General features: G+C 57.3%; 27 protein-coding genes and 4 pseudogenes. 15 read left to right on the forward strand and 16 right to left on the reverse strand.

The window, feature by feature from the left end:
* Positions 1-2 precede the first annotated feature (2 nt).
* On the reverse strand, positions 3-1,970 hold the full coding sequence (locus BLW22_RS07020) for a DNA topoisomerase III (protein ID WP_074844939.1): 1,968 nt from the start codon (positions 1,968-1,970) through the stop codon (positions 3-5).
* A 149-nt stretch (positions 1,971-2,119) separates the two neighbouring features.
* Between BLW22_RS07020 and BLW22_RS07025 the strand changes: the two genes are divergently transcribed.
* Positions 2,120-2,407 carry a hypothetical protein gene (locus tag BLW22_RS07025; protein WP_074844942.1) on the forward strand — a complete coding sequence of 96 codons (288 nt, stop codon included), beginning with the start codon at positions 2,120-2,122 and terminating at the stop codon, positions 2,405-2,407.
* A 156-nt stretch (positions 2,408-2,563) separates the two neighbouring features.
* Here BLW22_RS07025 and BLW22_RS07030 read toward each other — a convergent pair whose 3' ends face one another.
* Positions 2,564-3,562 carry a LysR substrate-binding domain-containing protein gene (locus BLW22_RS07030; RefSeq protein ID WP_235865557.1) on the reverse strand — a complete coding sequence of 333 codons (999 nt, stop codon included), beginning with the start codon at positions 3,560-3,562 and terminating at the stop codon, positions 2,564-2,566.
* A 59-nt stretch (positions 3,563-3,621) separates the two neighbouring features.
* Between BLW22_RS07030 and BLW22_RS07035 the strand changes: the two genes are divergently transcribed.
* From BLW22_RS07035 to BLW22_RS07045, 3 genes are read left to right on the forward strand one after another with little or no spacing between them, the layout of a single operon-like run.
* Positions 3,622-4,182: a sugar ABC transporter gene (locus BLW22_RS07035; protein WP_069787744.1), complete on the forward strand. Its 561-nt coding sequence runs from the start codon at positions 3,622-3,624 to the stop codon at positions 4,180-4,182.
* On the forward strand, positions 4,175-4,501 hold the full coding sequence (locus BLW22_RS07040) for a hypothetical protein (RefSeq protein WP_069787743.1): 327 nt from the start codon (positions 4,175-4,177) through the stop codon (positions 4,499-4,501). The genes BLW22_RS07035 and BLW22_RS07040 overlap by 8 nt, the downstream gene beginning before the upstream one ends.
* Positions 4,502-4,522: 21 nt before the next feature.
* A complete protein-coding gene (locus BLW22_RS07045; protein ID WP_074844948.1) occupies positions 4,523-5,362 on the forward strand; it encodes an MBL fold metallo-hydrolase in 840 nt (279 codons plus the stop codon).
* A gap of 45 nt (positions 5,363-5,407) precedes the next feature.
* Here the strand turns inward: BLW22_RS07045 and BLW22_RS07050 are convergent, their stop codons facing one another.
* Complete coding sequence (locus BLW22_RS07050) at positions 5,408-6,316, reverse strand: LysR family transcriptional regulator (protein WP_174562727.1); 909 nt, start codon at positions 6,314-6,316, stop codon at positions 5,408-5,410.
* Between the two features lie 126 nt (positions 6,317-6,442).
* Here BLW22_RS07050 and BLW22_RS07055 point away from each other — a divergent pair, with 126 nt between their 5' ends.
* From BLW22_RS07055 to BLW22_RS07075, 5 genes and pseudogenes are all read left to right on the forward strand, one after another.
* Positions 6,443-7,153 carry a type 1 glutamine amidotransferase domain-containing protein gene (locus tag BLW22_RS07055; RefSeq protein ID WP_235865558.1) on the forward strand — a complete coding sequence of 237 codons (711 nt, stop codon included), beginning with the start codon at positions 6,443-6,445 and terminating at the stop codon, positions 7,151-7,153.
* A gap of 3 nt (positions 7,154-7,156) precedes the next feature.
* Positions 7,157-8,350, forward strand: a complete 1,194-nt coding sequence (locus tag BLW22_RS07060) for an MFS transporter (protein ID WP_074844958.1) — start codon at positions 7,157-7,159, stop codon at positions 8,348-8,350.
* A gap of 7 nt (positions 8,351-8,357) precedes the next feature.
* Positions 8,358-8,474, forward strand: a pseudogene (locus BLW22_RS35665) (LysR family transcriptional regulator); the annotation flags it as partial.
* A 154-nt stretch (positions 8,475-8,628) separates the two neighbouring features.
* A pseudogene (locus BLW22_RS07070) lies at positions 8,629-8,802 on the forward strand (TrbI/VirB10 family protein); the annotation flags it as partial.
* Positions 8,799-9,047 carry a DUF2274 domain-containing protein gene (locus BLW22_RS07075; RefSeq protein WP_074844960.1) on the forward strand — a complete coding sequence of 83 codons (249 nt, stop codon included), beginning with the start codon at positions 8,799-8,801 and terminating at the stop codon, positions 9,045-9,047. The pseudogene BLW22_RS07070 and the gene BLW22_RS07075, both read left to right, overlap by 4 nt.
* A gap of 237 nt (positions 9,048-9,284) precedes the next feature.
* Here BLW22_RS07075 and BLW22_RS07080 read toward each other — a convergent pair whose 3' ends face one another.
* Positions 9,285-9,881: a TetR/AcrR family transcriptional regulator gene (locus BLW22_RS07080; protein ID WP_074844963.1), complete on the reverse strand. Its 597-nt coding sequence runs from the start codon at positions 9,879-9,881 to the stop codon at positions 9,285-9,287.
* A gap of 113 nt (positions 9,882-9,994) precedes the next feature.
* On the opposite strand from BLW22_RS07080, the gene BLW22_RS07085 reads away from it, so the two are divergent.
* The 4 genes from BLW22_RS07085 to BLW22_RS07100 all read left to right on the forward strand — a co-directional run bounded on the left by BLW22_RS07085 (position 9,995) and on the right by BLW22_RS07100 (position 14,205).
* Positions 9,995-10,750: an SDR family oxidoreductase gene (locus BLW22_RS07085; protein ID WP_074844965.1), complete on the forward strand. Its 756-nt coding sequence runs from the start codon at positions 9,995-9,997 to the stop codon at positions 10,748-10,750.
* Positions 10,751-10,915: 165 nt separating this feature from the next.
* Positions 10,916-12,238 (forward strand): NtaA/DmoA family FMN-dependent monooxygenase, encoded by a 1,323-nt coding sequence (locus BLW22_RS07090; protein ID WP_074844968.1) that lies wholly within the window; start codon positions 10,916-10,918, stop codon positions 12,236-12,238.
* Between the two features lie 166 nt (positions 12,239-12,404).
* Complete coding sequence (locus BLW22_RS07095) at positions 12,405-13,154, forward strand: NADPH-dependent F420 reductase (protein WP_074844971.1); 750 nt, start codon at positions 12,405-12,407, stop codon at positions 13,152-13,154.
* 793 nt (positions 13,155-13,947) lie between these two features.
* Positions 13,948-14,205, forward strand: a complete 258-nt coding sequence (locus BLW22_RS07100) for a hypothetical protein (RefSeq protein WP_235865559.1) — start codon at positions 13,948-13,950, stop codon at positions 14,203-14,205.
* A gap of 251 nt (positions 14,206-14,456) precedes the next feature.
* Here the strand turns inward: BLW22_RS07100 and BLW22_RS07105 are convergent, their stop codons facing one another.
* From BLW22_RS07105 to BLW22_RS07150, 10 genes are all read right to left on the reverse strand, one after another.
* Positions 14,457-14,927 (reverse strand): single-stranded DNA-binding protein, encoded by a 471-nt coding sequence (locus BLW22_RS07105; protein WP_074844974.1) that lies wholly within the window; start codon positions 14,925-14,927, stop codon positions 14,457-14,459.
* Complete coding sequence (locus BLW22_RS07110) at positions 14,924-15,442, reverse strand: DUF3158 family protein (protein WP_074844977.1); 519 nt, start codon at positions 15,440-15,442, stop codon at positions 14,924-14,926. The genes BLW22_RS07105 and BLW22_RS07110 overlap by 4 nt, the downstream gene beginning before the upstream one ends.
* Entirely contained in the window at positions 15,439-16,194 is a 756-nt protein-coding gene (locus BLW22_RS07115) for a PFL_4669 family integrating conjugative element protein (protein ID WP_074844980.1), read from the reverse strand. Before BLW22_RS07115 ends, BLW22_RS07110 begins: the two co-directional genes overlap by 4 nt.
* A 144-nt stretch (positions 16,195-16,338) precedes the next feature.
* Positions 16,339-17,526 carry an STY4528 family pathogenicity island replication protein gene (locus BLW22_RS07120; protein ID WP_074844983.1) on the reverse strand — a complete coding sequence of 396 codons (1,188 nt, stop codon included), beginning with the start codon at positions 17,524-17,526 and terminating at the stop codon, positions 16,339-16,341.
* Positions 17,523-18,071 carry a DUF2857 domain-containing protein gene (locus tag BLW22_RS07125; RefSeq protein ID WP_068934431.1) on the reverse strand — a complete coding sequence of 183 codons (549 nt, stop codon included), beginning with the start codon at positions 18,069-18,071 and terminating at the stop codon, positions 17,523-17,525. Before BLW22_RS07125 ends, BLW22_RS07120 begins: the two co-directional genes overlap by 4 nt.
* On the reverse strand, positions 18,068-19,651 hold the full coding sequence (locus BLW22_RS07130) for a ParB family protein (RefSeq protein ID WP_074844985.1): 1,584 nt from the start codon (positions 19,649-19,651) through the stop codon (positions 18,068-18,070). Before BLW22_RS07130 ends, BLW22_RS07125 begins: the two co-directional genes overlap by 4 nt.
* 14 nt (positions 19,652-19,665) lie before the next feature.
* Positions 19,666-19,875: a hypothetical protein gene (locus tag BLW22_RS07135; RefSeq protein WP_074844988.1), complete on the reverse strand. Its 210-nt coding sequence runs from the start codon at positions 19,873-19,875 to the stop codon at positions 19,666-19,668.
* 82 nt (positions 19,876-19,957) lie between these two features.
* Positions 19,958-20,800 carry a ParA family protein gene (locus BLW22_RS07140; RefSeq protein WP_074844990.1) on the reverse strand — a complete coding sequence of 281 codons (843 nt, stop codon included), beginning with the start codon at positions 20,798-20,800 and terminating at the stop codon, positions 19,958-19,960.
* A gap of 4 nt (positions 20,801-20,804) precedes the next feature.
* Positions 20,805-21,035, reverse strand: a complete 231-nt coding sequence (locus BLW22_RS07145) for an AlpA family transcriptional regulator (protein WP_074844992.1) — start codon at positions 21,033-21,035, stop codon at positions 20,805-20,807.
* Positions 21,036-21,145: 110 nt separating this feature from the next.
* A complete protein-coding gene (locus tag BLW22_RS07150) occupies positions 21,146-21,901 on the reverse strand; it encodes a hypothetical protein (protein WP_074844995.1) in 756 nt (251 codons plus the stop codon).
* Positions 21,902-22,466: 565 nt separating this feature from the next.
* On the opposite strand from BLW22_RS07150, the gene BLW22_RS07155 reads away from it, so the two are divergent.
* Both BLW22_RS07155 and BLW22_RS07160 read left to right on the forward strand, forming a co-directional pair.
* Positions 22,467-23,087, forward strand: coding sequence for a TetR/AcrR family transcriptional regulator (locus BLW22_RS07155; RefSeq protein WP_074844998.1), 621 nt, complete (start codon positions 22,467-22,469; stop codon positions 23,085-23,087).
* Positions 23,088-23,405: 318 nt separating this feature from the next.
* Positions 23,406-24,677, forward strand: coding sequence for an OmpP1/FadL family transporter (locus BLW22_RS07160; protein ID WP_074845001.1), 1,272 nt, complete (start codon positions 23,406-23,408; stop codon positions 24,675-24,677).
* A 103-nt stretch (positions 24,678-24,780) separates the two neighbouring features.
* Here BLW22_RS07160 and BLW22_RS07165 read toward each other — a convergent pair.
* Both BLW22_RS07165 and BLW22_RS07170 read right to left on the reverse strand, forming a co-directional pair.
* A pseudogene (locus tag BLW22_RS07165) lies at positions 24,781-25,568 on the reverse strand (SDR family NAD(P)-dependent oxidoreductase).
* 103 nt (positions 25,569-25,671) lie between these two features.
* A pseudogene (locus BLW22_RS07170) lies at positions 25,672-26,516 on the reverse strand (TolC family protein); the annotation flags it as partial.
* Positions 26,517-26,713: the final 197 nt, after the last annotated feature.

Consider the following 26,713-nt stretch of genomic DNA (forward strand, 5'->3'; position numbering starts at 1 on the left):
CCTCATGGACGACGTATACCTTTGCTGATCGGCACAGTGCCTTTGCAGTCCGGGTAGTGGGAGCATGACCAGAACGGCCCTGATTTTCCCTTCCGCCTGAGCATTGAGGCATTGCAATTGGGGCAAGCCGGCCCGGCTTCGACCGGTACCGACAAGGTGAGTGCTCCGCAGTTTGCGATCAGCTGCGTAATCCAGTGCGCCTGCTTGGCAACGAATGCATCCAAGCTCAGACGTCCCGCTTCGATTTCATCCAGAGCTTGCTCCCAGATCGCTGTCATACCCGGATCCGCGACTGCAGCGGGTACCGCTTCAATTAGTGTATGGGCCGCTGCGGAGGCCGTTAAGGCACGTTTTTTCTTCAGCAGGTAACCGCGATCAATTAACCCCTTGATAATGCCGGCTCGCGTGGCTTCGGTGCCGATACCGGTGGTGTCCCGAAGTTTCTGTTTCAGGCGCGAGTCGTTGACCAGCTTGGCCACGTTTTTCATCGCCTTGATCAGATCGCCCTCGGTGAGCGGTTTGGGCGCAGCGGTGCGCATGGACTTGAGTTCGACGTCGTCCACTCCGCACTGCATACCCTGTTGTAGGGCGGGCAACACCTGGGACTTTTGACTGGGTGCATCGTCTTCGGCGTTGTCGGAGAGTAAGCCTTTCCAGCCTTGGACGAGGATCTGTTTGCCAACAGCAGTCAAACACTGGGCGCCGCACTCGAGTTCGACCTCGGTTCGATCAAACTCGTAATGCGGCAGGAATTGCGCGAGGTAGTGGCTACGAATCAGTTCGTAGACTTGGCGCTCATGTTCTGACATCCGCCCAAGGTTCGTCGGTTCGGTGGTGGGGATGATGGCGTGGTGCGCGGTGATCTTGGCATCGTTCCATGCTCGTGAGCGCAATGATCGATCGACGCTTCCGAGCGCTGGGCGTAACGCAGGATCCATTCTGAGCAGGGCATCGAATACCGACGCTACCTCGTTAAACATGCTCTCTGGCAAATAGCGGCAATCGCTGCGCGGATAGCTGGTGGCTTTGTGGGTTTCATACAAGGCTTGGGCGATGTTCAGGGTTTCCTGAGCGCCGAGTCCCAACTTGCGTGAACAGACTTCTTGCAGTGTGCTCAGGTCGAAAGGCAGGGGTGGCGCTTCGCGGAAATGCTTAGTCTGCAGCGAGACTACTGTGGCGGTCTTGCTGCTAGAAATCGCTTGGACGGCCTGACTGGCAAGCGCCTGCTGCAGGCAGCGACCGGCTTCGTCACGTCCTGAGCTTGGCGGTATCCACGACGCGATGAAGGGTTGCCCCATTGAGGACAGGTGCACATCCACCACCCAGTACGGCACAGAGACGAAGCTGGCAATCGCGCGATCTCTTTCAACCACCAAGCGCAAAGTGGGCGTTTGGACGCGTCCAACCGACAGCACGCCGTCATAGCCCGCCCGCCGTCCCAGGAGGGTAAACAAACGACTGAGATTCATACCAATCAGCCAATCGGCGCGGCTGCGGGCGAGGGCTGAGTGGTAGAGCGGTAAGGTCTCCTGACCAGACTTCAGCGAGGACAGTGCCTTGCGAATCGACGCCTCGTTGAGTGCGGATAACCAGAGGCGCTCAACAGAGCCACGATAGTTGCAGAGCTCCAGTAACTCGCGGGCAATTATTTCACCTTCGCGATCGGCGTCGGTCGCGATGACGACGGTGGAGGCTTCACTGAGCAACTGCTTGATGACCTTGAACTGTGCCGCGGTCTTGGGTTTGACCTCAACCCTCCACTGCGCGGGAATGATCGGTAGATGATCCAACGACCAGGATTTGTACTGATCGCCATAGGCTTCAGGTGGGGCCGTTTCCAGCAGGTGACCGATACACCAGGTGACGGTTGCCTCGCGTCCGATCAAGCAACCATCGCCACGTCGGCTGGCTCCGAGAACCTTGGCGAGGTCACGACCTTGGGAGGGTTTCTCGCAGAGAAAGAGACGCATAGAACTGCTCCGGGTTGAGTTCGGAGCAGCGTTGTTGGAAACAGCAGTGGCGAGCTATGAGAAACCTGAATAGCAGGTTCCTCATATTAGTCGGTGAGGTAAGGATTTAGGGGTTGAGGTTGCCGTCTGGTTGTTGTCTGGATAACAGAATGGATCTTTACGAGCAGCCAGTAATAACCGCTCAGAGACTTCGCGAAAAGCGCGATTTTATTTTACGATTACTCCAACAACAAAACTCGCTGGACTATGCGCCGCCGCTGCGAGACCTGAGTTGTCAACTCAGGCATCCAGGTCTAGATCGGTGTGGCGTTGAAGCGCGCAAGACCTTGGCGATGTTCATGCACTACGTCCACACCGAGGACAAGCCAGTGCTCGATGTGGCAGAGCTGATGGCTAACTGGCGCAAGAGGATTACCGGAGCGGAGGTAGTCAAATGAGCTAGAAGGCGCTTTCGGCGGAGGGGGAAGCCCCGTCGGCTTGCCGGCGAGAAGAAGCTGGGACAGCTGTCGTGTCTGGGCGCAACGGTGGTGTCTCACCGGAGGTGGGCGGTTACGGAACCCGTCCATCTAAAAACAATAGAGAAAGGCTGTTTTCTATGGCTGAACCGTCGTTCTTTTCTTCGCTTCGTCGAGCAGCCATTGAGCAAAAGCTTGTATTGGCTCTCTGCCCAATCCGATGGGCTCAGGGAGGATGAGGCAGAAGGTTTTGGAGATGGTTTTTCCCTCCGGCCACGGGGCGATCAGGCTTCCTGACGCAAGTTCGGTTTCAACGTACAGGCGCGGTACTAGCGCAACGCCCAGGCCGGCCAATGCGGCTTCTATCAACATTCCATGGAGATCAAAGCGTGCGCCAATTGCAGGATTGGTCAGCGGGCTTCCCGTCTCCTGGGCGTAATGTTGCCAAGCTTCAGGGTTCTGTCGTCGGTGAAGGCGCGGTAATTCATCCAGTGCGGTTGTTCGATTGCGTCCTGTCAGAAGTTCAGGATGGCAAACCGGAACCAGCACTTCATGCAAAAGTTCGTGAGTCCGCATTCCCGTCCACGCTGGGTGCTCGAAATGGATGGCAGCATCGAATCCGCTCCCGGCCAGGACGAAGGGTTCCATGCGCTCGGCCAAATGCACAGTAATGTTCGGATGCTTCTGCTGGAATCGTCCCAAGCGAGGAATGAGCCATCGCATCGCGAACGTCGGGATAGTGGCAATGTCCAGGCTTGCGCCATCGTTCGGCTGCCCCATTAAGTACTGACTGTCCCGATCCAAGCGGTCAAGCGATTCGCGAACTTGGACCGCGTAACGCTCTCCGTTAGGAAGGAGTCGGACACGATTGCCGACCCGCTCGAACAGCGTGACCCCGAGGAAGGCTTCCAGCCTGCCAATCTGGCGACTGATGGCTCCTTCAGTCAAAGACAGTTCCTCTGCCGCGCGCGCGAAGCTGCCGTGGCGCGCAGCCACTTCGAATGCCATCAGTGCCGTGCTGCTGGGGATCTTCCTTCGCATGAGCGTTCCTAGCTTAAAACTGGTGATCGGTTTAGCTTGATTTTTTGTCACTGAAGCATACCGAAAAATCGTTTTATACGTCGATTTCCAGGTCATACCATGATGAAACATCAACAGTGAGGACCGAACGCACAAGGGTTCGGTAGCGTGATTCCATGATCTATACCGTCGAGTGCAGCTTTGCCGACCCAGCCAGCGAAGCAGAGTGGAATGATTTCTATAGCCTGGAAAAGCTACCCGCGCTTATTTCCGTGAGCGGGTTCCATACTTCGCAGCGCTTCAAGGCGTTTAGCGATGGCTGCCCTGTCTACCTGGCCATGCACTCGATCGACGGTCTGGCTGTGCTTGAGGGTGACGAGTATCGCCAAAAGGGCGGGGGCAACTTCGCACGCTGGCAGCAGCACATCACCGATTGGCACCGCAATCTTTACGGCGGCCTTGAGCGTGCGCCTGCCATCGGTGAAGGCGAGCATCTGATCGTGAGCGCAGTCGGTCCCGAGCCGCTCATCGAGATGGGGCTCACGCCTGAGCAGATGTGGGCCGTCGCATTGGAGAAGTGTCCTGAAAACAGGTGGCTGGCGAAGCTGGATAGCGCCATTAGTCTTGGTGTAGATACCCTTCCGAAGAACGTGCATCTCTATGCCCCGATGACCGTGCAATTGACGAGTGGCAGAGGCGCAGAGCCCCAGACGCAGGTGCAGAACCGACATGCCTAACCTGACGATCTTCATCCAGGCGGACGAGATGCCACCCGACGCAAATCTGGCGGAACTCACCGAACGATGCACTCGACTTTGCACGGACGTCCTTCAGGCGGCGCTGGACAACGTGCATGTCATCTACGTCGCTGCCCGCCAGGGGCGTGGGCATCCTGCTTACGCGGAAATCAAATACCGCCTCGAACCGTTCAGAACGCCATCGGTCATGGACGATTTCATGGCGCGACTGGATGAGGCAATAAAACGCCATGCGGGGCTTACGGCGCGCATCCGTTGCTTTGGCTATCCAGCCGATACCATCTACGCGCGGAACTGATGACCTGCAAGGAGTGCCGCAATGAACGACATGAAATTTCCAGGCCAGCAGATCGGCGAGTTTTCGATCACGGCCATCAGTGACGGATACCTTTGCGCAAGTCTAGATCTTCTCTCCAATATCGATCCTGCGCAGGCGTCCAAGTTGCAGCAGGACGCAGGTGTGAGCGATCCATTCTCGATCCACATCAACTGTTACCTGGTGCGTGGAATGGGCCGCACGATCCTCATTGATGCGGGGGCTGGTGGTTTCAAGCAGTGGGGCGGCAAGCTAAAGGCGAATCTCGCGCGTGCTGGCGTGCAACCCGCTGACATTGACACCATTCTTCTGACCCATGCACATCCCGACCATGTTGGGGGGTTGCTTGACTCTTCAGGGGAAGCAGCCTTTCCCGATGCAGAGCTAGTCGTCCACCAGCGTGAGGTTTCTTTCTGGGAGGACGATGGCAATCTCAGTCGAGCGAGTGAACGTGCTCGTGGCAACTTCCTGTTTGCTCGGAAGGTGTTCGATCAGTATCGGGAGAAGACGCGCCTGTTTACTGATAGCGAAGTTCTCCCTGGCATTAGTGCGATGCCCCTTCCGGGGCATACCGCAGGACATTCCGGTTATCGTCTCGATTCCAATGGTCGTAGTTTGCTGGTTTGGGGGGATATCGTTCATTTCCCCCAAATTCAGATTGCTCGTCCCGACGTATCCATTGCATTCGACCAAGATCCGCTTCTTTCCGCCGAAACACGATCCAAACTATTGAATGTTGTTAGCTCGGATAAGATTCTTATCGCGGGTATGCACCTTGGCGAACTCGGTTTTGCACATGTCGAGCGGCTAGGCAAGACCTACAAAATTTCCTACGAAACTTAGCGGCTGTTCGAGATGCCTACGATGCGTCGGCAGCGTCGAATGAGGTCATTGATCCCACGGCGCCTCCTGCCAGCGGTCGAACAGAAAATCGCTGAACGCCGTCAGCCGGCCCGGCACGGGTTCGCGCCGCGCCCGCACGATGCTGATCTTCGAGGGTGTGGCTTCCCATTCAGGCAACACGCGCACCAGCCTCCCGTCGCGCAGTTCCTCGTGAATGTCCCAGGTCTCGCGCAGCGAGATGCCCAGCCCGGCCACGCACCACGCATGTAGCACGTCGCCGTTGTCGCTGCACAGCGTACCGCTGACCGCGACAGGCGTCTCCCTGCGGCCCTTGCGCAGCGGCCAGGTGCTTTGCAGCAGGCCCGGATAGGCGAACACCAGGCAGTTGTGCCGTTCCAGTTCTTCCGGCTGCGCGGGACTGCCATGCGCTTTCAGGTAGGCGGGAGAAGCTGCCAGGATGCGCCGGTTGTCGGCCACGCGCCGCGCCACCAAGCGCGAATCGGCCAACTCGCCCATGCGGATCGCCAGGTCGAGGTCGCCGCTATACAGATCCTGCACCTGATCGGACAGGCGCAGGTCGAAACCGACCCTGGGATGCAGGCGGCAGAAATCGTGGATAGCCGGGGCCACGAACTTGCGCCCGAACGGCGTGGGCGCGGTCAGGCGGATAGTGCCGCTCAGTTCCTGGCTGCCGCCGGTCGCCAGTTCCTGCACTTCTTCCAGCACCGCCAGGGCAACCCGTGCGCGCTCGGCGATGGCGCGGCCTTCGCTGGTGATGCGCAAGTTACGGGTGTTGCGCTCGAACAGCGTGGTGCCCAACGCTTGTTCCAGCCGGGCGATCTGCTTGCTGACGGTCTTAGGCGCGAGGTGCAGGTCGCGTGCGGCGGCGGAAAAGCTGTGGCGCTCCACAACATGCACGAACACCGCTAGGTCATCAAGATTGCGCAGGGCCATTTGGGTCATTCCGGGGAAAGTGTTTGTCTATTTTGGTCATTTAAACGATATACCGGATTCACCAGAATGAGGATCCCAACTTCCCACGCTGCAACACGCATGCCTCCGTTGGAGGTGTCCGGTGGTGTGCTCGATTCGCTGCAGGAGCTTCTTTTCGTCCTGACCAGCCACGACCGCAAGGGGCCGGCCGGCGCCTATGCCGCGCCCAGCGGTTTCTATCTGTCCGAGGTCACGCATCTGCATCGGGTGCTGGCAGACGCCGGTCATGCGGTCGATTTCGTCAGCCCCAAGGGCGGCAAGACGCACGTCGATGGACTCGATTTGGACGATCCGATCAATGCCGCGTTCTGGAACGATGCGACGCTAAGAAGCGCCACCGAGAACACCATGGCACCCACGCAGGTCGATCCCGATGCCTACGCCGCGATCTTCTACGCCGGCGGCCACGCGACGATGTGGGACTTCCCGGACAACGCCGAACTGGCGGCCATTGCGGCGTTCATCTACGAGCGTGGCGGCGTGGTCACGGCGGTGTGCCACGGGCCGGCCGGGCTGGTAAACCTCAAGTTGTCCGATGGCGGCTATCTGGTAACGGGTAAGGACGTGTCGGCCTTCACCAACGAGGAGGAGCGTGCGGTCGGCCTGTACGACACGGTGCCCTTCCTGCTGGCCGATGCTTTGCAGGAGCGTGGCGCCCGGCATGTGCCTGCGGCGAATTTCCAGGCGCAGGTAGTGGCGAGCGAGCGCCTGGTGACGGGGCAGAACCCGGCCTCGGCCAAGGGCGTCGCGGAAGCGATGCTGCCCCTATTAGCGGTGACAGCCGAGAAGCGAGCCTGAACCATGAATCCACGTATGCCTTTCGTCATCTACGTCTTCGCGCTTTGCGCGTTCGCCCTGGGCTTTACCGAGTTCGTCACCATCGGCCTGGTGTCCACTATTTCCGCTGATCTGCATGCCAGCGTCAGCCAGGTTGGCGCGGCGGTTACGGCCTACGCGCTGGGTGCGGTGATTGGTGCACCCGGCCTGACCGCGCTGGCAACCCGCTGGCCGCGCAAGCGGCTGCTGCTGGTGGCGATGGGGCTGTTCACGTTGGGCAACGCTGTAGTCAGTCTGTCCGATGCACTGACACCCATGCTGGTGGCCCGCTTCGCCTCCGGCCTGGGACATGGGGTGTTTCTCGCCGTAGCATCCAGCGTGGCAACCCAATTGGCGGGCCGACATCGCGCCGGTGCGGCGGTGGCCGTGGTGTTCGGCGGCCTGACGCTGGCACTGGCGCTGGGCGTACCGCTCGGCACCTACCTGGGCAGCGTGTTGAGCTGGCAGGTCATCTTCATGGCAGTGGCCGCAAGTGGTGCCATTGGGTTCGTCGGCCTGCTGGCCCTGATGCCGACAGATCGCAACGATGCCTCGGCGCAGGCCAATGCGATGGATGGCCTGAAAGCCATGTTCAATCAGCGTCTGCTGGCCGGAGCCGGTATCACCGTGTTGGCGTATGCGGGATCTTTCGCGCTCTACACCTACATTTCGCCGATCCTGCTGCAAGTGACGAACGTGAGTGAAAGCATGGCGAGCCTGTTAATGCTGGGCTACGGCGTGATGGCCGCCATTGGCAATGTGTGGGGCGGGCGGCTGACCGACCGCAAGGGTGCCGACTTTGCGGTGATGACTGTGCTCGTCGGCCTGGCCGTCGTGCTGTTGGCGATATGGGCATCGGCACCATCGTTGCCGTTGATGGTGTTGCTGACGGGCCTGCTGGGTGCGCTGACCTATGCGGCGGTGCCGGCCTTGCAGGCGCGGGTGATCGGGTTGTCGCACATCCACGCGCCGCAGGCGCCAGCGGTGGCGGCTGGGCTGAACATCGCCGGCTTCAATGGCGGCATCGCGTTGGGTTCGCTGCTAGGCGGGGCCAGCCTGGAAGCGATGGGCCTGACCAGCACGGCCTGGGTCGGTGCGGTTGCCGTGGGCCTGGGGATTGTCTGGATGCTCTGGCAGATGCGGCGTCCCACGTTCCTGGGCGCAAGAACTCAAATGTAGGTGAACGATGGATTCTCGGCATCTTCGCTGCTTCCTGGCCGTAGCCGAAGAACTTTACTTCGCCCATGCGGCGGAGCAACTGCACATTGAGCAATCGCCGCTGTCTCGGGCAATCAAGGAACTCTAAGAAGAACTGGGCGTGGTGCTGTTTGCACGTACCACACGTACACACGCAGCACACGCCTGGGGGCGAAGCTGCTACCTTGCAGTCGCTTGGACGACAATGCTTCACTAACAGCGAGTATTGAAAGGCCAAGACCTTCGCGCAACTCGCATCGGAGAACCGCCAGGACAGCATCAATCAGGTCGGCCAGGAGATGACCTAGCGCAACATGAATATCGAGCCGACGCTGACCGAGCAGCCGGGCCTGCCGGTTCGCATCATCGCCCACCCCGACTTGGTGCTGCGGCCATACCAGCCATTGTCCTTCAACAAGGGAACTTCACGATGACGACGCGCAAGCTGCGGCTCGGGCCGCTGCCGAAAACCGCTTCCACGAAGCTGAACTTTGCCTGCCCGGCCAGACTGAAAGCCGACCTCGATCTTTACGCCGCGCTGCAGGCGCAGGCGCAGGCGTATGGCGAGACCGTCGATGCCGTGACGCTGATCCCGCACATGCTGGAGGCGTTCATGGCTGTGGATCGGGGATTCAGGGAGGGAGGCATGGCTAAGACTGTGCCGCCCACGCCAAGCTGATGAAGCAGGTTTCCGCTCTGATGACAAAACAAGCTCTTCGCCCACCGGCAATTGCCCCGATGCAGCACGCTCTGGCTTTTTTACCGCGACGCTCTTGTGTGGCTCACGGCCACAACACCGCAACCCTGCAAGGGCTCAAAGTGACGCTAAAGCGCGTCCCATAAAGCCTTCCAGCCAACGGGGCGGGTTCACTAACCGCTTGACACTGGCCCTAATGAATCGAGTGGTCCTAATGCCTCAGGCAGATGCAAGCCGCGCCGGCGCGCCCGCGCGCAGTCCTTCCATAACGAAGTCCATGAGCCAACCCAGTCGGTGTTTCCACTCATCGTTGAAGTTGATCTGCCAAATACCTGCGATGGCTAGAAAAAAGTCATCGGTGGTGATGCCGGCGCGGATCGTGCCTGCCTTCTCATTTGCATCAAGTAAGGACTTGGCTGCAGCGACCACCGGAGCGTAACTCTCCTTTCCTGCACAGTCCCCCACACTGGACACCTCGCGTATTGCATTAGCCAAGCCAGCCTTGTTCATGGCGTACTCGGCAAGACGAGCCATCCACTCACGCAACGCTTGGTCGGGTGGGCGACTCTGGAGCAGATGTTCGGCGTATTTTGCCACCTGCAACATTTCATAGCGGTAGACCTCCATCACCAGTGCCTCTCGCGTCGGGAAGTGACGATAGAAGGTTCCTTGTCCTACGCCAGCCTTCCTAGCGATCACGCTTAGGGGAACGTCCGCAGAATGAGGCAGCTCCGCTAACGCGACCGCCAAGATGCGCTCGCGGTTAAGTAATGCGTCGACACGCGTACGACGCTCAATCTTTTGTGACTCTGCCATTTGTCCTCATCCTCGACGGGTCTCTTGTTAAGCGGACAACTGTCCGTTAATATTGCGGCTTACGGACAGTTGCCCGTTTCAATTCTACCCGTTCCACCCATCTGGAGAAGCATATGAAGCCGACTGGCAATACCATCCTTATCACTGGTTCCACTTCGGGCATAGGACTCGGTCTAGCGCTGCGGTTTCATAAGGCGGGTAACAAGGTTGTCGTCGCGGGGCGACGCAAGGCGTTGCTGGAGCAGATCACTGTCGATCATCCGGGCATCGAGGCTATTGAGCTTGATGTGGCCGATGCTACGTCCATCGCCCGGGCGAGTGAGCTAGTAGCCGCGCGTTACCCCGACCTCAATGTCGTGATAAACAACGCGGGCATCATGCCGCGCGAAGATGCGATGAATCCCGAGTCACTTAGGGTTGCAGAAGAGACCGTCGCGATCAACCTCTTAGGCACCATTCGGATGACCTATGCTTTCTTGCCGCAACTTGCGAAACAGAAAGATAGTGTCCTCATCAATGTCAGTTCCGCATTGGCATTTGTTCCATTCCCCATAGCGATGACATATAGCGCCACGAAGGCGGCTGTCCATTCGTTCACCGAGGGCTTGCGTGTGCAGCTCGCCAACACCTCCGTGCGCGTCGTTGAATTGGCTCCGCCCGGTGTGCAAACGACGTTGTTCGGTCAGGAAAAGGACGAGCATGCTATGCCTCTGGAAGACTTCCTCGACGAGACGCTCGCTCTTTTGCATGGCGAACCCACACCTCGGGAAATCATCTTGGAGCGGGCCAAATATTTCCGTACTGCCGAGGCTGCTGGTAACTATGAAGCAGCCTTGGCAATGCTGTCCGCATGGCAGGACCCGAGCTGAAGCATCGAGCTATGAATCAGGTCATTCCACAGTAATAAAGTTGACTACGCCGACCGGTGACTGATCCGGCTGAGGTGCCGGGCCTCGCGAAGTCTCGGCGAACGGCTCACGGATCAGTTCATCCACACGGCAAGATGCCGCGAACAGGGGCAGTCGGGAATCAACATGACTAAGCAAATGATGATTGGGATGGTTTTCAACGGCGGTTACGGCTCGCAACCCGGAGCATGGCGGATGCCGGGTGTGGACCCCAAGAATTACACGAGTTTCGACAGTCAGGTGCGGTACGCTCAAGCCGCTGAACGGGGTAAGTTTCAATTCCTGTTCGCCCCGGATTTTCCAGCGTGGCAGAACGACCTCGAGACCGAGGCTCCGTTGAATATCAATGAGCCGTTGTTGACCTTTGCCGCAGTCGCGCGCGAGACCCAGCGGATCGGGTTGGTCGCCACCGGCTCCACGACGTTCAACGAACCCTTCAATTTGGCTCGTCAATTCAAAGCGCTCGACCTGATGAGCCACGGCCGAGTTGGATGGAACGCCGTGCCCTCCAGCGATCCTGGTGTCGCCGCCCTCTACGGACGAGCCCTGCCACCTCGTAACGAGAAGTATGAGCGACTGCATGAATTCATCCAGCTTGTGCAGGCATTATGGGGCACATGGGGGTTGGACGCGTGGCTGCATGACAAGGAATCCGGCCGATTCGCTGATCCCACCAAGCTCCGGCCAATCAATCTGAAAGGGTGCCATGTGGCCGCCAGCGGTCTGCTTCAGATCCCACCTTCGGAACAGGGCCAGCCGGTGATTTTTCAAGCCGGCGGCGGCGCCCAGGGGCTGGAGGTTGCTGGTCGCTATGCCAGTGGCGTGATCGGTGCCGTCTTCACAATCGAGGACGCACGCACTCAGCGAAGCGCCCTTCGGAACGCAGCCGAACGTGCAGGGCGGAACCCTGACGAAATCAAGTTCTTCGCTGGTTTGATGACGACAATCGCGCGTGATCGACGCGCAGGCTTGGACCGACGAATTGCGCTGAGCGGGCAGACGTTTCCGCAGCGCGTCGTATATCTCGGTCAGATGCTGGGGCTGCGGCTCGATTCAGGCCAGCTGGACGCACCGCTTACACCGGAGCAATTGGCCGCCGCTCGTCCATCGCCAGGCGACCCTCGTTCGGCGAACGCGCTCAAGATCGCACGTGAAGGTTGGAGCCTGCGCGACGTGCTCGCCCATGGCGTGATCGACTATCACCCAGCGATCGTCGGCCCGGCCGTTGAGGCCGCCGATCATATGCAGGAATGGTTCGACGCCGGCGCCGCTGATGGCTTCTGGCTCTCGCCTGACGTGTTTGAGGACGGAATCGATGCCTTCGTCGACGGCGTGGTCCCGGTTCTCCAGGAGCGCGGGCTTTTTCATCGGGATTATGACGGCACGACGCTGCGCGATCATCTCGGCGCGCCGGCTCAATACGGGCTAGACCCGCGGGTCAGTGGCTGAAGGATCTTTTCTGAAGCTAGGAGGCGCATGGCTATGATCAAGCTTACTCAAACCGTCGATGCAACCTCAGTGACCGGTAAGAACCAAGAACTGCGGGGCACCATTGTCCCCGCTTCCTCTGCCAGTTTGTACAGCAAGATGAACCAAGTGAAATGGAGTAGAAATCATGAAAGTAGGCATTCTGGGCACCGGCAATATCGGGAAGACACTTGTCCGTGAATTGACCAAAGCGGGTCATGAGATCAAGGTTGCGAACTCTCGTGGCCCCGAGACAATAGACAAGCAGCTACTGGCAAACGGTGCCCGCGCGGTAACCGCTCAAGAGGCGGTGAGGGACGTGGACGTGATCATCCTATCGATCCCTTTTGCGAGTCACTCGACAGTCAAATCCCTTCTCGCGGGGGTCCCGGAAGAAACGGTCTTGATCGATACCGCCAACTATTATCCAGTGCGTGATGGAGCGATCGAGGCGATTGACACGGGTCAGGTGGAAAGCCTGTGGGTAGTGGAACAATTAGGCCGGCCGATCGCCAAGGCGTGGAACGCGATAGGAGCACAAGCATTCGCGGAATTTGGGATGGCGCCGGGAAGTCCCGATCGTATCGCGATACCCGTTGCTGCTGATCGCACAATCGATCGAGAAGTGGCGATGCGCCTGGTCGAAGAGACTGGCTTCGACGCATTCGATGCTGGATCGCTCGCGGATTCGTGGCGCCAGCAGCCTGCTGCGCCGGCTTACTGCACGAACCTTAAAAAGAAGGAGATGGCAGCGGCTCTCGCAACGGCCGAGAAGGATCGCCTCCCGAAACGTCGCGATTTGGTGTCCGCGATTGTGCAAGAACGCTTCGGTCTTGCGAACTTGAGCAATTCCGATGCCGACTTCCTTGAGAAGCTCAACCGGCTCATCTATATGTAAGCCGCTGGGTCGGCTGTCTTTGAGCAAACTGGTCTTGTTCGCTTAACCTCGAGCGAACGAGTCCGCTTGCTCTGTTAGGACCTGGAGCAGGATCGTCGTGATGACCACCTCGACGTCTTTGACACCCCCTTATCCGCAGGCATCGGCGCCACCTGGAGTGTGCCGACGGATACGGACGCGCGCGCCCTTCGCTTCTTCCTCGATTTCCCTGCGGCGATTCAGGCCGCCTATGCAGTCGACAACACGCGCCTGTTTTTCAACGGTTCATCGATGGGTACGGCGATGACCAACCGTAACGCCGTGAATACCCCGGTAAGCGTCCGGCCAACACACCTTACGTTAAACGGACGCCCATCGATGCGGAAGCAGCTCGGCAATTTCACTCCCCCACAGCGTCGCCAGACGTCGCATCCTTCAGATAAAAGCCATTCCGATACATATGACTGTTTGCGTTGCGGCTAGATGCCCGATTAGCCTAAACGTACTCTGAGGCATTGCAGTCAGCGCATGGTTCCACTTCTATTTAGGTTGGCTCAATCTGTGAAAATTCAGTCAATCCCAGGTAGCTTGGAAGTCGAACGCCTGCAGGTAGGTTGCAGGTCAAAGATGAGCCTGCTTTGATTTGCCTCGAGGCAAGCAACACAAGTTACGGCATGCTGAAGGACATCCGCTAGGTGAAGAAAGCTCAGGCCACTCGCACGCGAGCGTTTTAAAGAGGCAGGAACGATAGCGCCGCCCAGCCCCATCTCAACGTAGGATGGGATCGTCGGGATGATACTACGATGGCCATACCGTGCCCGTAGGGGACGGCAACGTTACGAATCAACTACTGCCAGAACTTGCCAACCTCGGCGACAAAACGTTGCTTGTGCGAAGCTCACGCACTGGCAGTGGCTCGCTGCACCGTGGCACTTCGTATGATGCCGATAAGCGTTACGGATTTGTGGCCGTTGACGACCAGACGCCTGTCAAAGCCCGCCTGCTGACAGCGTTGGCGCTAACTCAGACGAGCGATCCAGTAGAAGTACATGAAACAATGTACAAATACTGACCTGATCTGCCACCCAGACGCTGATCAGGGTCACTTACGAAGTCACTTCGCTGGGCGCCAGTTAAGGGGCCCTGCCTCAAGGAGCTCGCTCTCAGCAGCTCGTGATCAACGGATACGATCTCTGGCCCATTGGGCGCTACAACTTAAGTGTTTTCCAAAGTCAGTCGGCATAACTCAGGCAGATATAGACATCGAGCCATCCGGTCGGCTTCACGAAACGCTTGACGCCGGCCATTTTTATGCATGGTCAGTCATGCCGATGGTGGCTGTCCTCTGCGCTTTTCGGACTTCGTCGTAGGCGAGCTGGCCTGGTCTGTAGCCTGCCCGACGTGAGCCGCAGATGAAGCTGACTCACTGACGCGCTCCCGCATCACCACGTTTTGCACGCGATGGGGCAGGATACCGACACGACGCGCCTCGATCTTGAAGGTCACCCGGGCATTGTCTTCGCTGTCCTCCCACTCATCGCGCACGGTGCGGCCTTCGACCAACACGCGCATACCTTTCTGATACAGCGTGCTCCAGTGTTCAGCCTCGCGGTGCCAGAGCTCGACCGGCGCCCAATAGCCGCCTCGATCCTCATAGCTGCCATCGCGTGGCACGGGGTTGTCGAAGTACACATTCAGCCGCAGCAAGCGCCGTGGCTCGTCATTGCCTGACGGGAACTCCTGGAACTCTGGCGCACTGCCGATGTTGCCTTCGCCGACGAAAAAAGTACTCATCGTGATATCTCCGCTGCTGGTGTGAACTGGCGCAGCAGCCGTTCGGCGCTGGCCATTTTGATCGCGCAGGTTGAAGCTTGACGGTAGAGCGAATGCACCACGCTCATCTGCAAGTTCAGTGCAATGCGCTCGCATTCGAAACGGTGTAACCCCTCGCGTACGGCTTGCGGCAAGGCTTTGTTGGAGGCTTGGCGTTCCCAGACCGCAACGCCCATACGGGCGAAATCACGGGTGCGCCATCGCAAAAAGGTGCTGCCCGCACTGGTGTTCTGCAGCACGAATCGAATATCCAGCAGCGAGTAAGGCGGTTGTCCGGCCTGCTGCGCCACAGCCTCCATCAGACGACGTAACTGCGCCTCGGTTTCCCTCGCCACCTGCGCCAGGTATTCCAGTTCCCCCTTACCCTTAAAAGGTTTTAAAAGGCCTTTTAGGTAGACAGCGTGTTCCAGCTGTCGATAGGCATCCGGTGTTAGTGTTTCGAGGGGCATTGGTTGAGTCGAGATAATGGGCTTCATGCTTCGTCCTCAGGCTCATCCACTGCGGCAGATGGGACTACCACGTCCTCCACCAGCACATCAGCGTCATCCACAGCCAAAGCGCCACGACGAATGATCGGTGGCGCGAACTGGGAGCGGCGATGTCCCTCAAGGATGTCCATAGGGGGTAATCCAAACTTCTCCATGGCCGCCAGAGCACGAGCGTTGTGCGCCGCCATGTCATCACGGGTGACGCCTGCATGCCGATAGCGCTGCGCCTGCCCGAACAGGCTGCGCAGCAGGTGGGCGCCGTCGTCGATCCAGGCTTCCATGTCCCGGCGACCGATCAAGGCGGTGTGATGGGCCAACAGGGTATGTCGCACCAAGGTGTCGTAGTCAGTCAGCAGGTAAGCGGCGAGGAAGCCCAGTTGGCTGCCGATGTACAACGGCAAGGTGACGGGATGGATGTTGAGGTTGTCGCTCATGTCGATCTGCGTCGGCAGGTCCTGTCTGATCCGGTCCAACTGCTGGGTCAGTTCGAGCATCCCAGCCTTGGCCTGCATCAATTTCTCTTCGAGCTGCACGATCGCCCAATCGGCATAGGGGGCGTCCTGCGCTGCGGCCTGTTTGATCAGGTTAGTGACGCTGATGTAGCCCGCCATACCCATGATCGAGTGGACGCCTTCGCGTGCGGTTCGACCTTGCCAGATTCGGGCGGCGTGGTGGGTGTGCAGTGTCAGGGTGATGCTGCTGCGCAATGAGCCCAGGTTGAGCTGATAGTGATCGGCCACGGTGTCGTCCTCGCATAGGCTTGGACTGGAACGTTGCGACAGATGAGGGTCAAGGACAGCCGAAAAGCTGAATGCGGTGTGTTCGATTTGGTTCGAGACGATTAATTTCCGACGCGCTCGACAGTGATGCCAGTGGCATCAAATCTACTGACGTCCAGAGCGTTTGCTGCGCAGCTGGCGCAGTTCATCCAGGCACGCTTGGGCGAGGGCAGAGGCAGGTTCGCCCTTTTTCCTAAGCTGGCGCGGGGGAGCGGGTGGCGATTCTGCAATGGGTAACGATTCAGCCTGACCTGCCCAAGGGCGGAAATCGCCTTTCAGCGCCCGCTGGATCAGGCCCATCAGATACGCCGCCGGTTTACGGACGCTGCCTGCCGCACACCGTGCGGCCGCTTCGTTGAGCACCGCCTGCCGATCCGCTGGTTTCAGCTTGTTCAGCGTCACGGTGACGGCCTGCCGCTCGCTCGGACTCAGGTGCAGCGGATCGGGCCAGTGCAGGTTATCCACTGCTGGGGTCGCGCGCGGTACAGTACAACTACTTTCGTTTAATACAGTACAGGCGGCATTCGGATTCCGAACGGTGCCGGAAACATGGGCGTTCGGACCCGGTTCGGAAACCGAACGAGGTTCCACACGATTCCGAACGGGGTAGTCGCCACCCAGTTCGGAATCGTGTAACGCTTCATTCGGCGCCTTATCCAATCCTTGTTTTGTCCAATGGTCGCTCCAACTGTCGAGCCGGGTGGGGAGTTGACCCAAATCGATATCGGTGTCCTGACGAATTTCATCCAAAACATTCTGAGCAACAATTCGCACCGCCTTGGTTGCATGAGAGAGGGCATGTCCGACCAGCTCCAGATAATCCTGATCCAGCTCCATGGCTTCGGCGGGCGTTAACGGTTCATCGTGCAGGACGTACAGAGAGCCTTGTAGGCGCCCGCTAAGCTGATCGCGACCACGACTCACCAAACTGAGCCAGCGCGTCAGCCTGAGCATCGTCAAGACGCGAGCGATGGTCTCACGGGAGGCTGACGTACCGTAGGGCACGCTCGACAGATAAGGCTGTAAATCCTCATAACGCGGTGTGACCACGCCTTGGCCTTGCAGCATGAGTCGGAATACTTGCCAGGCATTCCGTTCCAAGGGCGTTAGCCGACTATCCAGCAGCAGCCGACGCGGCACGACTTCGTGAGATTGGCCACTGAACAAAAAGCCCGCCTGCAGGGCCTGGTTGGAAGGAGGTTCAGTGGTGGGGCGTGCGGGCCAACGTTCACTTAGTTGTTGGGTGCATTGCTGCAGAACACGCTGCCAGCGACTGGAACGGGAAGTGTTCATGTTCCGTTGCTGTAATGGTCGATCTGCTGCCAAACGATGGTCAAGCTGATCTGTTGCTCCTCTGCCAACATCATCATGGCGTCGAGCTGATCCTCAGCACCGTCCTCAGCGCGTAGTTGGCACCAACGCTGCCAGAGCGCATGTTCTTGCGCTTCGCTCAAGTTCTGAGGACGGCCCTTACGGGTTTCTATCTTGAGCAGACGTCGACGCAAGGCGGTTTCCGAATGCGCCAAGCCGAAATACTGATACATGATGGTACTGCTGGCACCGAGCTTGAGCGCTCGGTTGATCAGGCGCTCGTTCTGTTCATCACGTTCGGCTTGGTCGATCAACCGATGCAACACCGGCGAATCAATCTTGACCTCAACCCAGGGCACGGTCGCATGGGCCAGGCGTGACAGTGTGGTCGGCGGTAAGGATTGCAACAGGTAGATGTCTTCTTCGCCCAGTCCGAGTGCTTTGCAGCGTTGCAGATTACCCAGGCGCAACTCGTGAAGGACCTGGGTCAGCATGGCCTGGTTGAGCACATTGAAGGACAGGTTCATGGCAGCTCCCTTAGTGAATCGTCTTCATGGGTAAGCGTTAAGTCGATCAGGCGCCGGGCTAAGCGAATGAGGCGATACAGTTTGATTAACAGATAGTCGGGCAGTCGTTCCAGTCCTACGTCCACGGCGGGACGATCTGCTAGCGGGAGCTGATAGACCCCCAATAGCAGTTGCCCGAACAGAGCGGAGGGCAGTTGCTTGCGATCCTCCCAACTCACGCCGTCTTGAGCGCGCAGTAAGGCAAGGAGCATCAGGTGAACGCCGGCCGCACGAGGCGCAGCAAGATTAAGTTGCTCGATGTTCAGGGTGAAGCCCAAGCCATGCTTCTGGTCGATGATGCTCTCGGGCTGTCCGGCATAGGCCGCCATTTCCCGAGCCAGGCCGGCGATGGCTAAACGCAGTTGTTCGGGGATATCTAGTGTTGGTGCGATGATCCAGATGTCGTCGGTTAGGCAGGTTTCGACGGCTTGTGCTGGTTCGGAAGCAGTGGCGCGATCAATCTGTTCGCGGATCTGCTGAACACGTGACGGAGGGCTAACGGCTGATACCACATCCGGTTCGGGCAGCGTGAGCTGCTCCTCTCGCTCTGTTTCGGTCATCGTGCTGGTTTCAGGTGATTTGGAACGCGGCTCGGTGGCGTGAGGCTCGGCCGCGGTCTCATCGATGCTCGGCAGAGGGTTGTTCTCTGATGGCGTGACGACCACGCCGGACGTCCGAATAGCCCGTTGGGTATCGCCAAGCTCCAGGGCCAGCATGCGGTAGGACTGTCCGAGTAAGCGACTCATGCGTTCGAGCAGTTCATCCTGGATTTGCTCAAGATCGAAGGACTCTGGGTCGGCATCGAATTGCCCTAGGGTGTCGAGCCAAAACTCGGGAAAAGCGATGGCGTCGGTTGGGTAACGATTCCAGGTTCGTTCCGCCTGGCTACGCAGACCAATCAGACGTTCAATTTTTGGTTTTCCCAACCCTGCATACAGAGTTTGTGGAATGGCGGGCAGTAGGTGTTCGAGGGTGTCAAGCATCCGGCTGATATGCGACTGGGAAATCGGATAGCCTCCAGCAGCAAGACGTCGTGCCAGCTCACGTTGCGAGAGTGTTGCTCCATCTGATTCGAGCATGGTCTTGAGTTTGGTCACTGCCAGAGCACGTTCGATGAAGGTGAGCTGGCCGTGCAAATCGCTTTCGGCAAGATGGCCGAGTAGGGCGCTGACTTCGTCGGTCCAGGGTCGGAACAGGCAATGAACGCGAAAGAAGCGCTCGTCGCGAGTTTCCTGCCACAGCTCGCCGAGAATCGCCAAGCGCGTGTTACCGCCGTTGCGGATGATGAAATAGGTTTCACCCGGACGGCGAGTAATTGGTGGCGGTTGATCCAGCCCGCGTTCACGGATCGAAGCCTTGATATCGTCATACAGCGGATTACGGATGAAACGTGGGTTGTGTTCGTAGGGGCGCAACTGCTCCAGAGTGACCAGCATAGGCGTATCAGTGACTGGATCGGACAACTGCTCCAGTTCTGGGCCGCGAGGGAAATGATCCTGGTGTAGTTTTTCGGTGATCTGCTCCTGAGTGAGCGTCTTCATTGGAGCAACCTCAGTTAACGCCGGGGGCGCAAATGGTCACCAACCTCGAACTTGACGATCTCGGCAGTGCCCGAATCTTCGAAATAACGAGACAGTTCCGCGACGAACCAACCCATGGCTGATCGCCCGCCTTGCAGTCGAAAGACCACCGTGCAGTACTCCTCGCAAGATGGCTGGTGCGGTTGAGTGGACGGATGAACGTAGATGGGAAAATGATCCAGCATCAAATACTCCTCGCCAGATACCGCTGGCATCAAAATCGATTAACCTAAACAGCTATCGAGAACACTCGCACGACGAGTCGCCTCATTTAATCACCGAGACTCTATTTACCGTGTAGATTGCCGAACGCCATTCCGGGAACAACTCGGCGGCCAACGCTTGCATGGTTTCAAGCGTTGATGGCGAACGTCGTTCGAGTGACTGGTGACTCTCAATTCTGTGTACTGGAAGTCCAAGAGACGCAGCGTTGAGGTACGCTACCCGGTCTGGAATTACGGTATCTAGGATTGATATGTCGGGCGTTTTGATGAAGGTTTCGCGCAGACCCCGAATGATCATTCGAGTATCTTTCCACCGTGCGTTCACTTGGTTAAGTAGCAGTCGCAACGGGGGCGTTGTTATGCCCAAGTGACGAAACGGTTCTAGCTCACTCAGCAGCTTAAGGGTGCCGCGATGCAGTTCGCGGGCGGCGAGCATTTCCGGGGTGATGGGCGAGAGTGCAACGTCTGAGACCAGCGCAGCCATCTCCAGTAGTGCGCTGCGTGCGCCTTGTGTATCGATCAAAAGCAGATCGTACCCAACGCGGAAATTGCCGAGCAAATTCCGCAGCCGCAGTCGCCCGTCTGGTGCATGCAGAAGCAATGTGTTCAGTCGGCCTTGATCGTCATTGGAGATAATCAAGTCGAGACCTGTGACCATTGTCCTGGAAATGATCTGTTCAGGAGCTGTCAGATTGAGTGCGATAAACTCGTACGCACCTGCTATCGCTTTGTGATTCAATGCGTAGTAGCTGGAGAGGGTGGGTTGGCTATCGAGGTCGAGTAGCAGGACGCGTAAGCCCGCATCCGCCAGCAGACCGCCGAGATTGGCAGCTACTGTTGTTTTGCCTACTCCACCTTTGGTGGAAACCACCGAGACTATACGCATGGCATCAGGCCTGCTGGTCCAACTGTTCAATGACCCACTGCTCTATCTCCAGTGAATCCCAGCCAACCGCCCGCTGCCCAATGCGCTTGGCTCGAGGAAATCTACCTTCCTTCATCAGGTTGTAGATGTGCGACCGTTTGAAACCGGTTTTTCGCTCTACCTCTTCACGGCGCATGATATGGCGCTCGACCTTGGGGTTAGGTGCATCAGCGGTAGAGAAGGATTGATTGAGCATTGTGGTCACTCCTGGCGCCGTATGGCATCGGGTGGGAAGTGACCTGGATTCAATACCAGAAAGCGAGAGAAGTCATTGCACTGCAACTGGAGTGATTGCCGCGCAAGGTCTCACTTTTTTACCTTCGCAAGGTTGCGTCTGCCGGCCGCAAATTTTCCGTCCAGTGTGCGCTTGCTCAGCCCCTTCACTCCGTCGTAGTGCGCGATGATCGAGTCGACAATAGACGCCTGACTGTCGAAAATAGAGTGTTTTCTGCCGGAGTTTGTCGAGCCCAATATGGTTTCGACCAGCGCGCCGATAATGTTAATAAAAGTCTCTTTGCTGTCGTCGCTTAGGTGGATCCTATTCTCAGCGAGCTCGCGCAGGTTCTCGCGCTCCAGTCCTGCAGCCTTTAACTCGTCAGTCAGAGTTTGGAGTTTCGCTTCGGTAGCTTTTAGCTGTACCTGTAACGCGTCTCGATCGGCTTGTAAGATCAAATACGTGTTGTCGGGAATAGTTTCCTGACTAAGTACGGGCGGGCCGAAAAGAAAAGATGGTCGTTGATCAGGATGGTACATAAACATCCAGCGTCTTAAATCTGAATGTCGGATGGTCAGTAGCCTGATATCTACAGGAGTGCCTGGAGTCACGGTAACCCCCAATGCTCCGTACGGAATTTCACGATTTCGAATGGCATCCAGAATCTTCCAGAAGGTCGCGTGCAAGCACGGCCACTGCGGAAACTCGTTGCTTAGGCGATCGGGATTGCTCCATGCAGATTCAAGAATCAGAGACTCATGAGCAGTTAAATCACTCCAGCGTATTGCCGCTTCAATGGGCCTGTAGAACAGTTTTTCAGTGGCCCTAAAATCGTTAGGTGCATACATAGCGGTGGCCTTCTGTTAAAGGGCAGACCCGCTAGGTACCGTCTAATGCCTGATACAATGACTTAGGCTTCCGTGCGGTTGCTGTCCTGTATGTCTTTAGGGGCTTATAAGTCATCGAGTCCTGTCTACGTTCATTGATCTAAGTCTCGTCGTGAAACGTTTGCATAGAAGCTTGCGTCTGACGCGAAGAGCCTGGCTTGCGATCTCTTGGCATCTACGCGTTCGTAAGCTCGAGAGTGGGTCGATATGACGCGCGATCATCGCCCTAGGCGAGACTCCCCTTCAGGTATCAGCTGATCCCGTTTCAGGTCAACGTATTTGACCTTCTGCCCGAGTCAATTCGTGTCGTCGTCGGATCTAAGCACAGGGTGTAAAAAAAAACGGCCAGTTAAGACCGCAAAGCGGGATGAACCGCATAAGCTACTGTGTTGAGGAATGCAGATGAAGAGCGCAGCCAGCATTTCATCCGACATAGCTACACAGCATCTGTAGTTCAGAGGTGTGTGACTATATTACAATCGGGTCATAAGTTGTCAACCTTGACGGGGATGCGTAAGCTACATGTATGAGCCAGCCATCAGTCTCCTCGCCCGGCGTTCGTGGCCCAGCCGATCATGACATTCGAGATCAGATTGTCGCGGCGGCCAACGAGCATTTCAGCCAGTATGGTTACAGCAAAACCACGGTTTCCGACCTGGCCAAGGCCATCGGATTTTCCAAGGCTTACATCTACAAATTCTTTGATTCCAAGCAGGCGATTGGTGAAGCCATATGCGCGAATTGCCTGGCGGAAATTGTTGCGGCTGTTGAAAAGGCCATTAATGTCGAGAATATTTCGTCAACCGAGCGGTTTCGACGTCTGGTCAGAACCCTGATCTCCAAAGGTGTCGACCTGTTCTTCAATGACCGAAAACTCTATGATATCGCCGCATTTTCGGCGTCGGAGAGCTGGCCTAGTTCACAGGTCTACGACGCACAGATTAAACGCTTCGTATTGCAGATCGTGCGTGATGGGCGGGAGAGCGGCGAATTTGAACGCAAGACTCCATTGGACGAGACGGTAGATTCCATCCATTTTGCGTTGCGGCCTTTCGTCAACCCTTTGCTGCTGCAATACAGTCTTGACTTCGTTGAGACAGCACCCACGCTCACCTCAAACCTGATATTGCGCAGCCTCATGCCGTGATTCCAGGCTGCGCTTTCTGCGCGGCCTTCGCGTGAGCGTCGAAAAAATACCTTTTCAGTTCCAGCCATTGCATCGAGCAGTGGCGTACACGTTTTTGCCTGGGTTGTGACCGTTGACATAAATGGTCACATGACTAAATATGCGCCTCAGTTTTGTCTGCATTGCCATCATTCAGCGCTGCTGTGTTACTTTCGCGGCGATCGCCGGGTTGTTTGAGGGCGCCAGACTGTGGCCTTTTTGCGTGAGGCAAACGAACTGAAACTCACAACAAAACTACTGCTAACCGGTTCGTTCCGGTGATCACGAAGAGTTCTAATAATGAAAAAAATCTTGCTCAAACGTCCACTTGGACTGGCTGTCGTGCTTGCTTCTTCTAATGTGCTGGCGAGCGGTTTTGCACTCAACGAACAAAGCATTAGCGGGATGGGCTCCGGTTTTGCTGGTCGTTCTTCTTCTGCTGAGGATGCGACCACAGTCTTCGGTAACCCGGCGGGTATGGCGCGCTTGAAAAGCGAGCAGGTCAGCGTGGGGGGCGCGACGCTGTTCGCGAAGTCCGATATAAGCCATACGAGCAGTACATTCGGTGGTCAGGAAGACGGCGACATGGTGCCGGTGACCACGGTCCCGATGGGGTATTACGTCAAGCCTATTGATGAGCATTGGGCATTCGGTGTGGGGTTCTATGTGCCGTTTGGTCTGATGACCGATTACGGCAGCGGATTTGCTGGCCGATACTATGCCAACAAAAGTGAAGTTACGACCCTTACGTTTCAGCCCACCGTCAGCTATGCCTTTAACGAAAAAGTATCGATAGGGTTTGGTCCAACCATCAACCACATCAGTGGTGAGCTGTCCGGGATGGTGCCCAATCCGCTGAGCCCCGGCCGCAATGACGGCAAACTCAAGAGCACTGGGGATGACACGGCTCTGGGTTTCAACGTCGGTATTTTGGTGCAGGCTACAGACCGGACCCGTCTGGGAATGACTTACCATTCCAAGGTCAGCTACCGCCTGGATGCCAAGACCAAGGTCACTGACGGTCTCTTTAGCGTGCTGGGGGTAAGTGGTCGCAGCTATGACGCTTCGTTGGAAGTGGATACTCCAGAGTCCGTGGACATGTCGTTGACTCATCAACTGGATGATGACTGGACCCTATACGCAGGCAGTACCTGGACGCGGTGGAGTCGCTTCAAGGAATTGACCAGCGAGACCAAAGGGTTGCCTCCTTTGTTGAATGCTCAGCTAGGTTCCGTCACTGAAGAACAGAACTGGCATGATACGTGGGCTCACGCGATCGGCGCGGCGTACAAGTTAAATGATCAGTGGGTACTTCGTTCCGGCTTCTCGGTCGATCAGTCGCCCACCAATAACTCCGATCGAGGGCCGCGCATTCCTACGGGCGACCGGAAAGTGTTCAGCGTCGGCGCGGGCTGGACCCCCGCAAACAACTTCACAATTGATGTTGCCTACTCTTATCTATGGGAAGAGAGTGTTCAGATAAATCATGTCTCTGCGACCAGGGGTGGATACAGTTCTAAGTATAAAAACAGCGCGAGCGGTCTTGGGGCCTCTGTCAGTTATCGGTTCTGATTGGCTGCTGTTCCACACACGGGCCGGGAGTCGCGCATTACTTCCGGTCGTTTAGAGCGTTCCCAACGGTTACCATGGTGAAAGGCGGTGTTTTATCACGCATTCAGACGCCCATCACGTGCTCCATAAGCCCCTGGTGAAACAGACGAGGCGTGGCCCAGGTCAGGACGCTGATGGCCTTGTTGCCGAAACCCCGCACGACGCTCATTCGTCCCGCTTGCAGTGCGCGGATTCCTGCTTGTACCACGGGCTGGGGCTGCATCATCACCCTGCGCAAGAGGGGTGTGATCTTTTGCTTGGCGTTTAATTCAAAGCCTGTGTCAGACATGCCTAGGCAAAGCGAGTTGACGACGACACCGTCACCTTTGAGTTCGCGATGAAGCGCATCGGAGAGTCTCAGCACATAAGCTTTGGCAGCGGAGTAAAACGGCAAAGTTTTTAACGCCTTGGTAAGACAGCAGACCTGCAACCATCAAAATATGCCTTTTCCGCCGGGCTCGCATATCCTCGGCAAAGAGGTGAATTATAGCGTTCAGACTGGCGATATCCAAGTCGACCATAGCCAGGGAGCTTTCCAGGGGGGGCGTCCAGAAATGCGCCCTGTAGGCCATAGCCCGCGTTGTTGATCAGTATGTCGACGGCAATGTTGCGGTCACGCAGATCCCGATGCAGATCGATAATCACATCAATGGATGACAGGTCCGCCTGTACCACCAACACATCGACGTCGTAATGTGCGCGTAACTCATCAGCGAGCGTTTCAAGCTCATTTAGCTTGCGCGCGACTAGGATCAGTTATCTCCCTTCTGCAGTATATTGTTGCGCAAACTCTCTGCCGAAACCGCTTGATGCGCCGGTAATGAGTACCCAGGAATTCTTGCTCGACTGCATAGGAATGTTCTCCGACGTATTGCTGTTGTGTGGTTCGGCAACTCGCTGCTCTGTGCTAAGACCAAAGGCCACCAGTCGCCCTGCGCAACCAGGCTTGGCTGACTCAGCGAGTCGCCACGGGCTGGGATTCAGGCGCTTGCCAGCCACCGCCGAGCGCTCTAAATGCCGCGACCGCCGCCGGTGCTGATTCTGTTCGAGCTTGCGCACGAGCATCGAAAGACCGCAGGAGGGTCTTGTCGGCATGCAGTACATCGATCAGGCTGGCTGTACCCTTTTCAGAGGCCCTGATCGACGATTGGCGGGCCTGTGTCAGGGCGTCCTCGCCTGTGATGAGGTGGTTGCCTGAACTTCCCGGTTCACCAGGGCGGAGAAGACGTTTTCGACATCCTCCGTGGCGCGTAATACAGATTGTCGGTAACCGGCCAGTGCATCGGCTTCTTGCCCCTCTGCCTAGTCAATCTGCGCGCTTATGCGATCGAAGTCGAAAAGCCTCCAGCGCAGGCCCAAGACGCCTGCCGCCTGGCTGGCACCGCCGATAAACAGGTTGCCACCGGATACGTCTCTGGCACTGCCGAGCAATGCGCTCAGTGAAAGCTTCGGGTAGTACTCGGCGGTGGCCTCACCGATGCGTGCGTTGGAGCCCGTAAGCCGGCGATCAGTTACAATCAGATCCGGCTGGCAACGCAGCAAATCGGCGGGTGTTCCCGTGTCATTTAATTGCGGCGCCAGAAAATGTGCCCAGACTCGCCAATTGCATTCGATGCGTGCCTGGAGGTGTGCCAAGGATCACATCGAGCGCGTTCATGGCGGCATCCAGGGAGACAGTGCGCCCTCCGTTTGGCGAACCGTATAGCTGGCGGCGAGGCCTTTGCCATAGAGCAGTCGGACTTTTTCATACAGTTGCTCCTGCGTTTTGACTTGTCGGTTTGCGATGTCCAGCCGGGCCTGAGGCATGCCATATCACCCAGCCATCCTTGCTTCAAGAGTTCATGGCGGCTCAGCGATTAACATCGGAAAAAATGACATCCAAACCAATGGGAGAATTAGATAATCACTCGTTCTGATCGTTGGCTAAAGGTTCTTGTGTGTGCTGCAAGCAGATGGTTTCATAAGCGCTAATATTTGCGATTTTATAAGAGTTTCAC

The organism is Pseudomonas marginalis (assembly GCF_900105325.1).
GTDB classification, from domain to species: Bacteria; Pseudomonadota; Gammaproteobacteria; order Pseudomonadales; family Pseudomonadaceae; genus Aquipseudomonas; species Aquipseudomonas marginalis.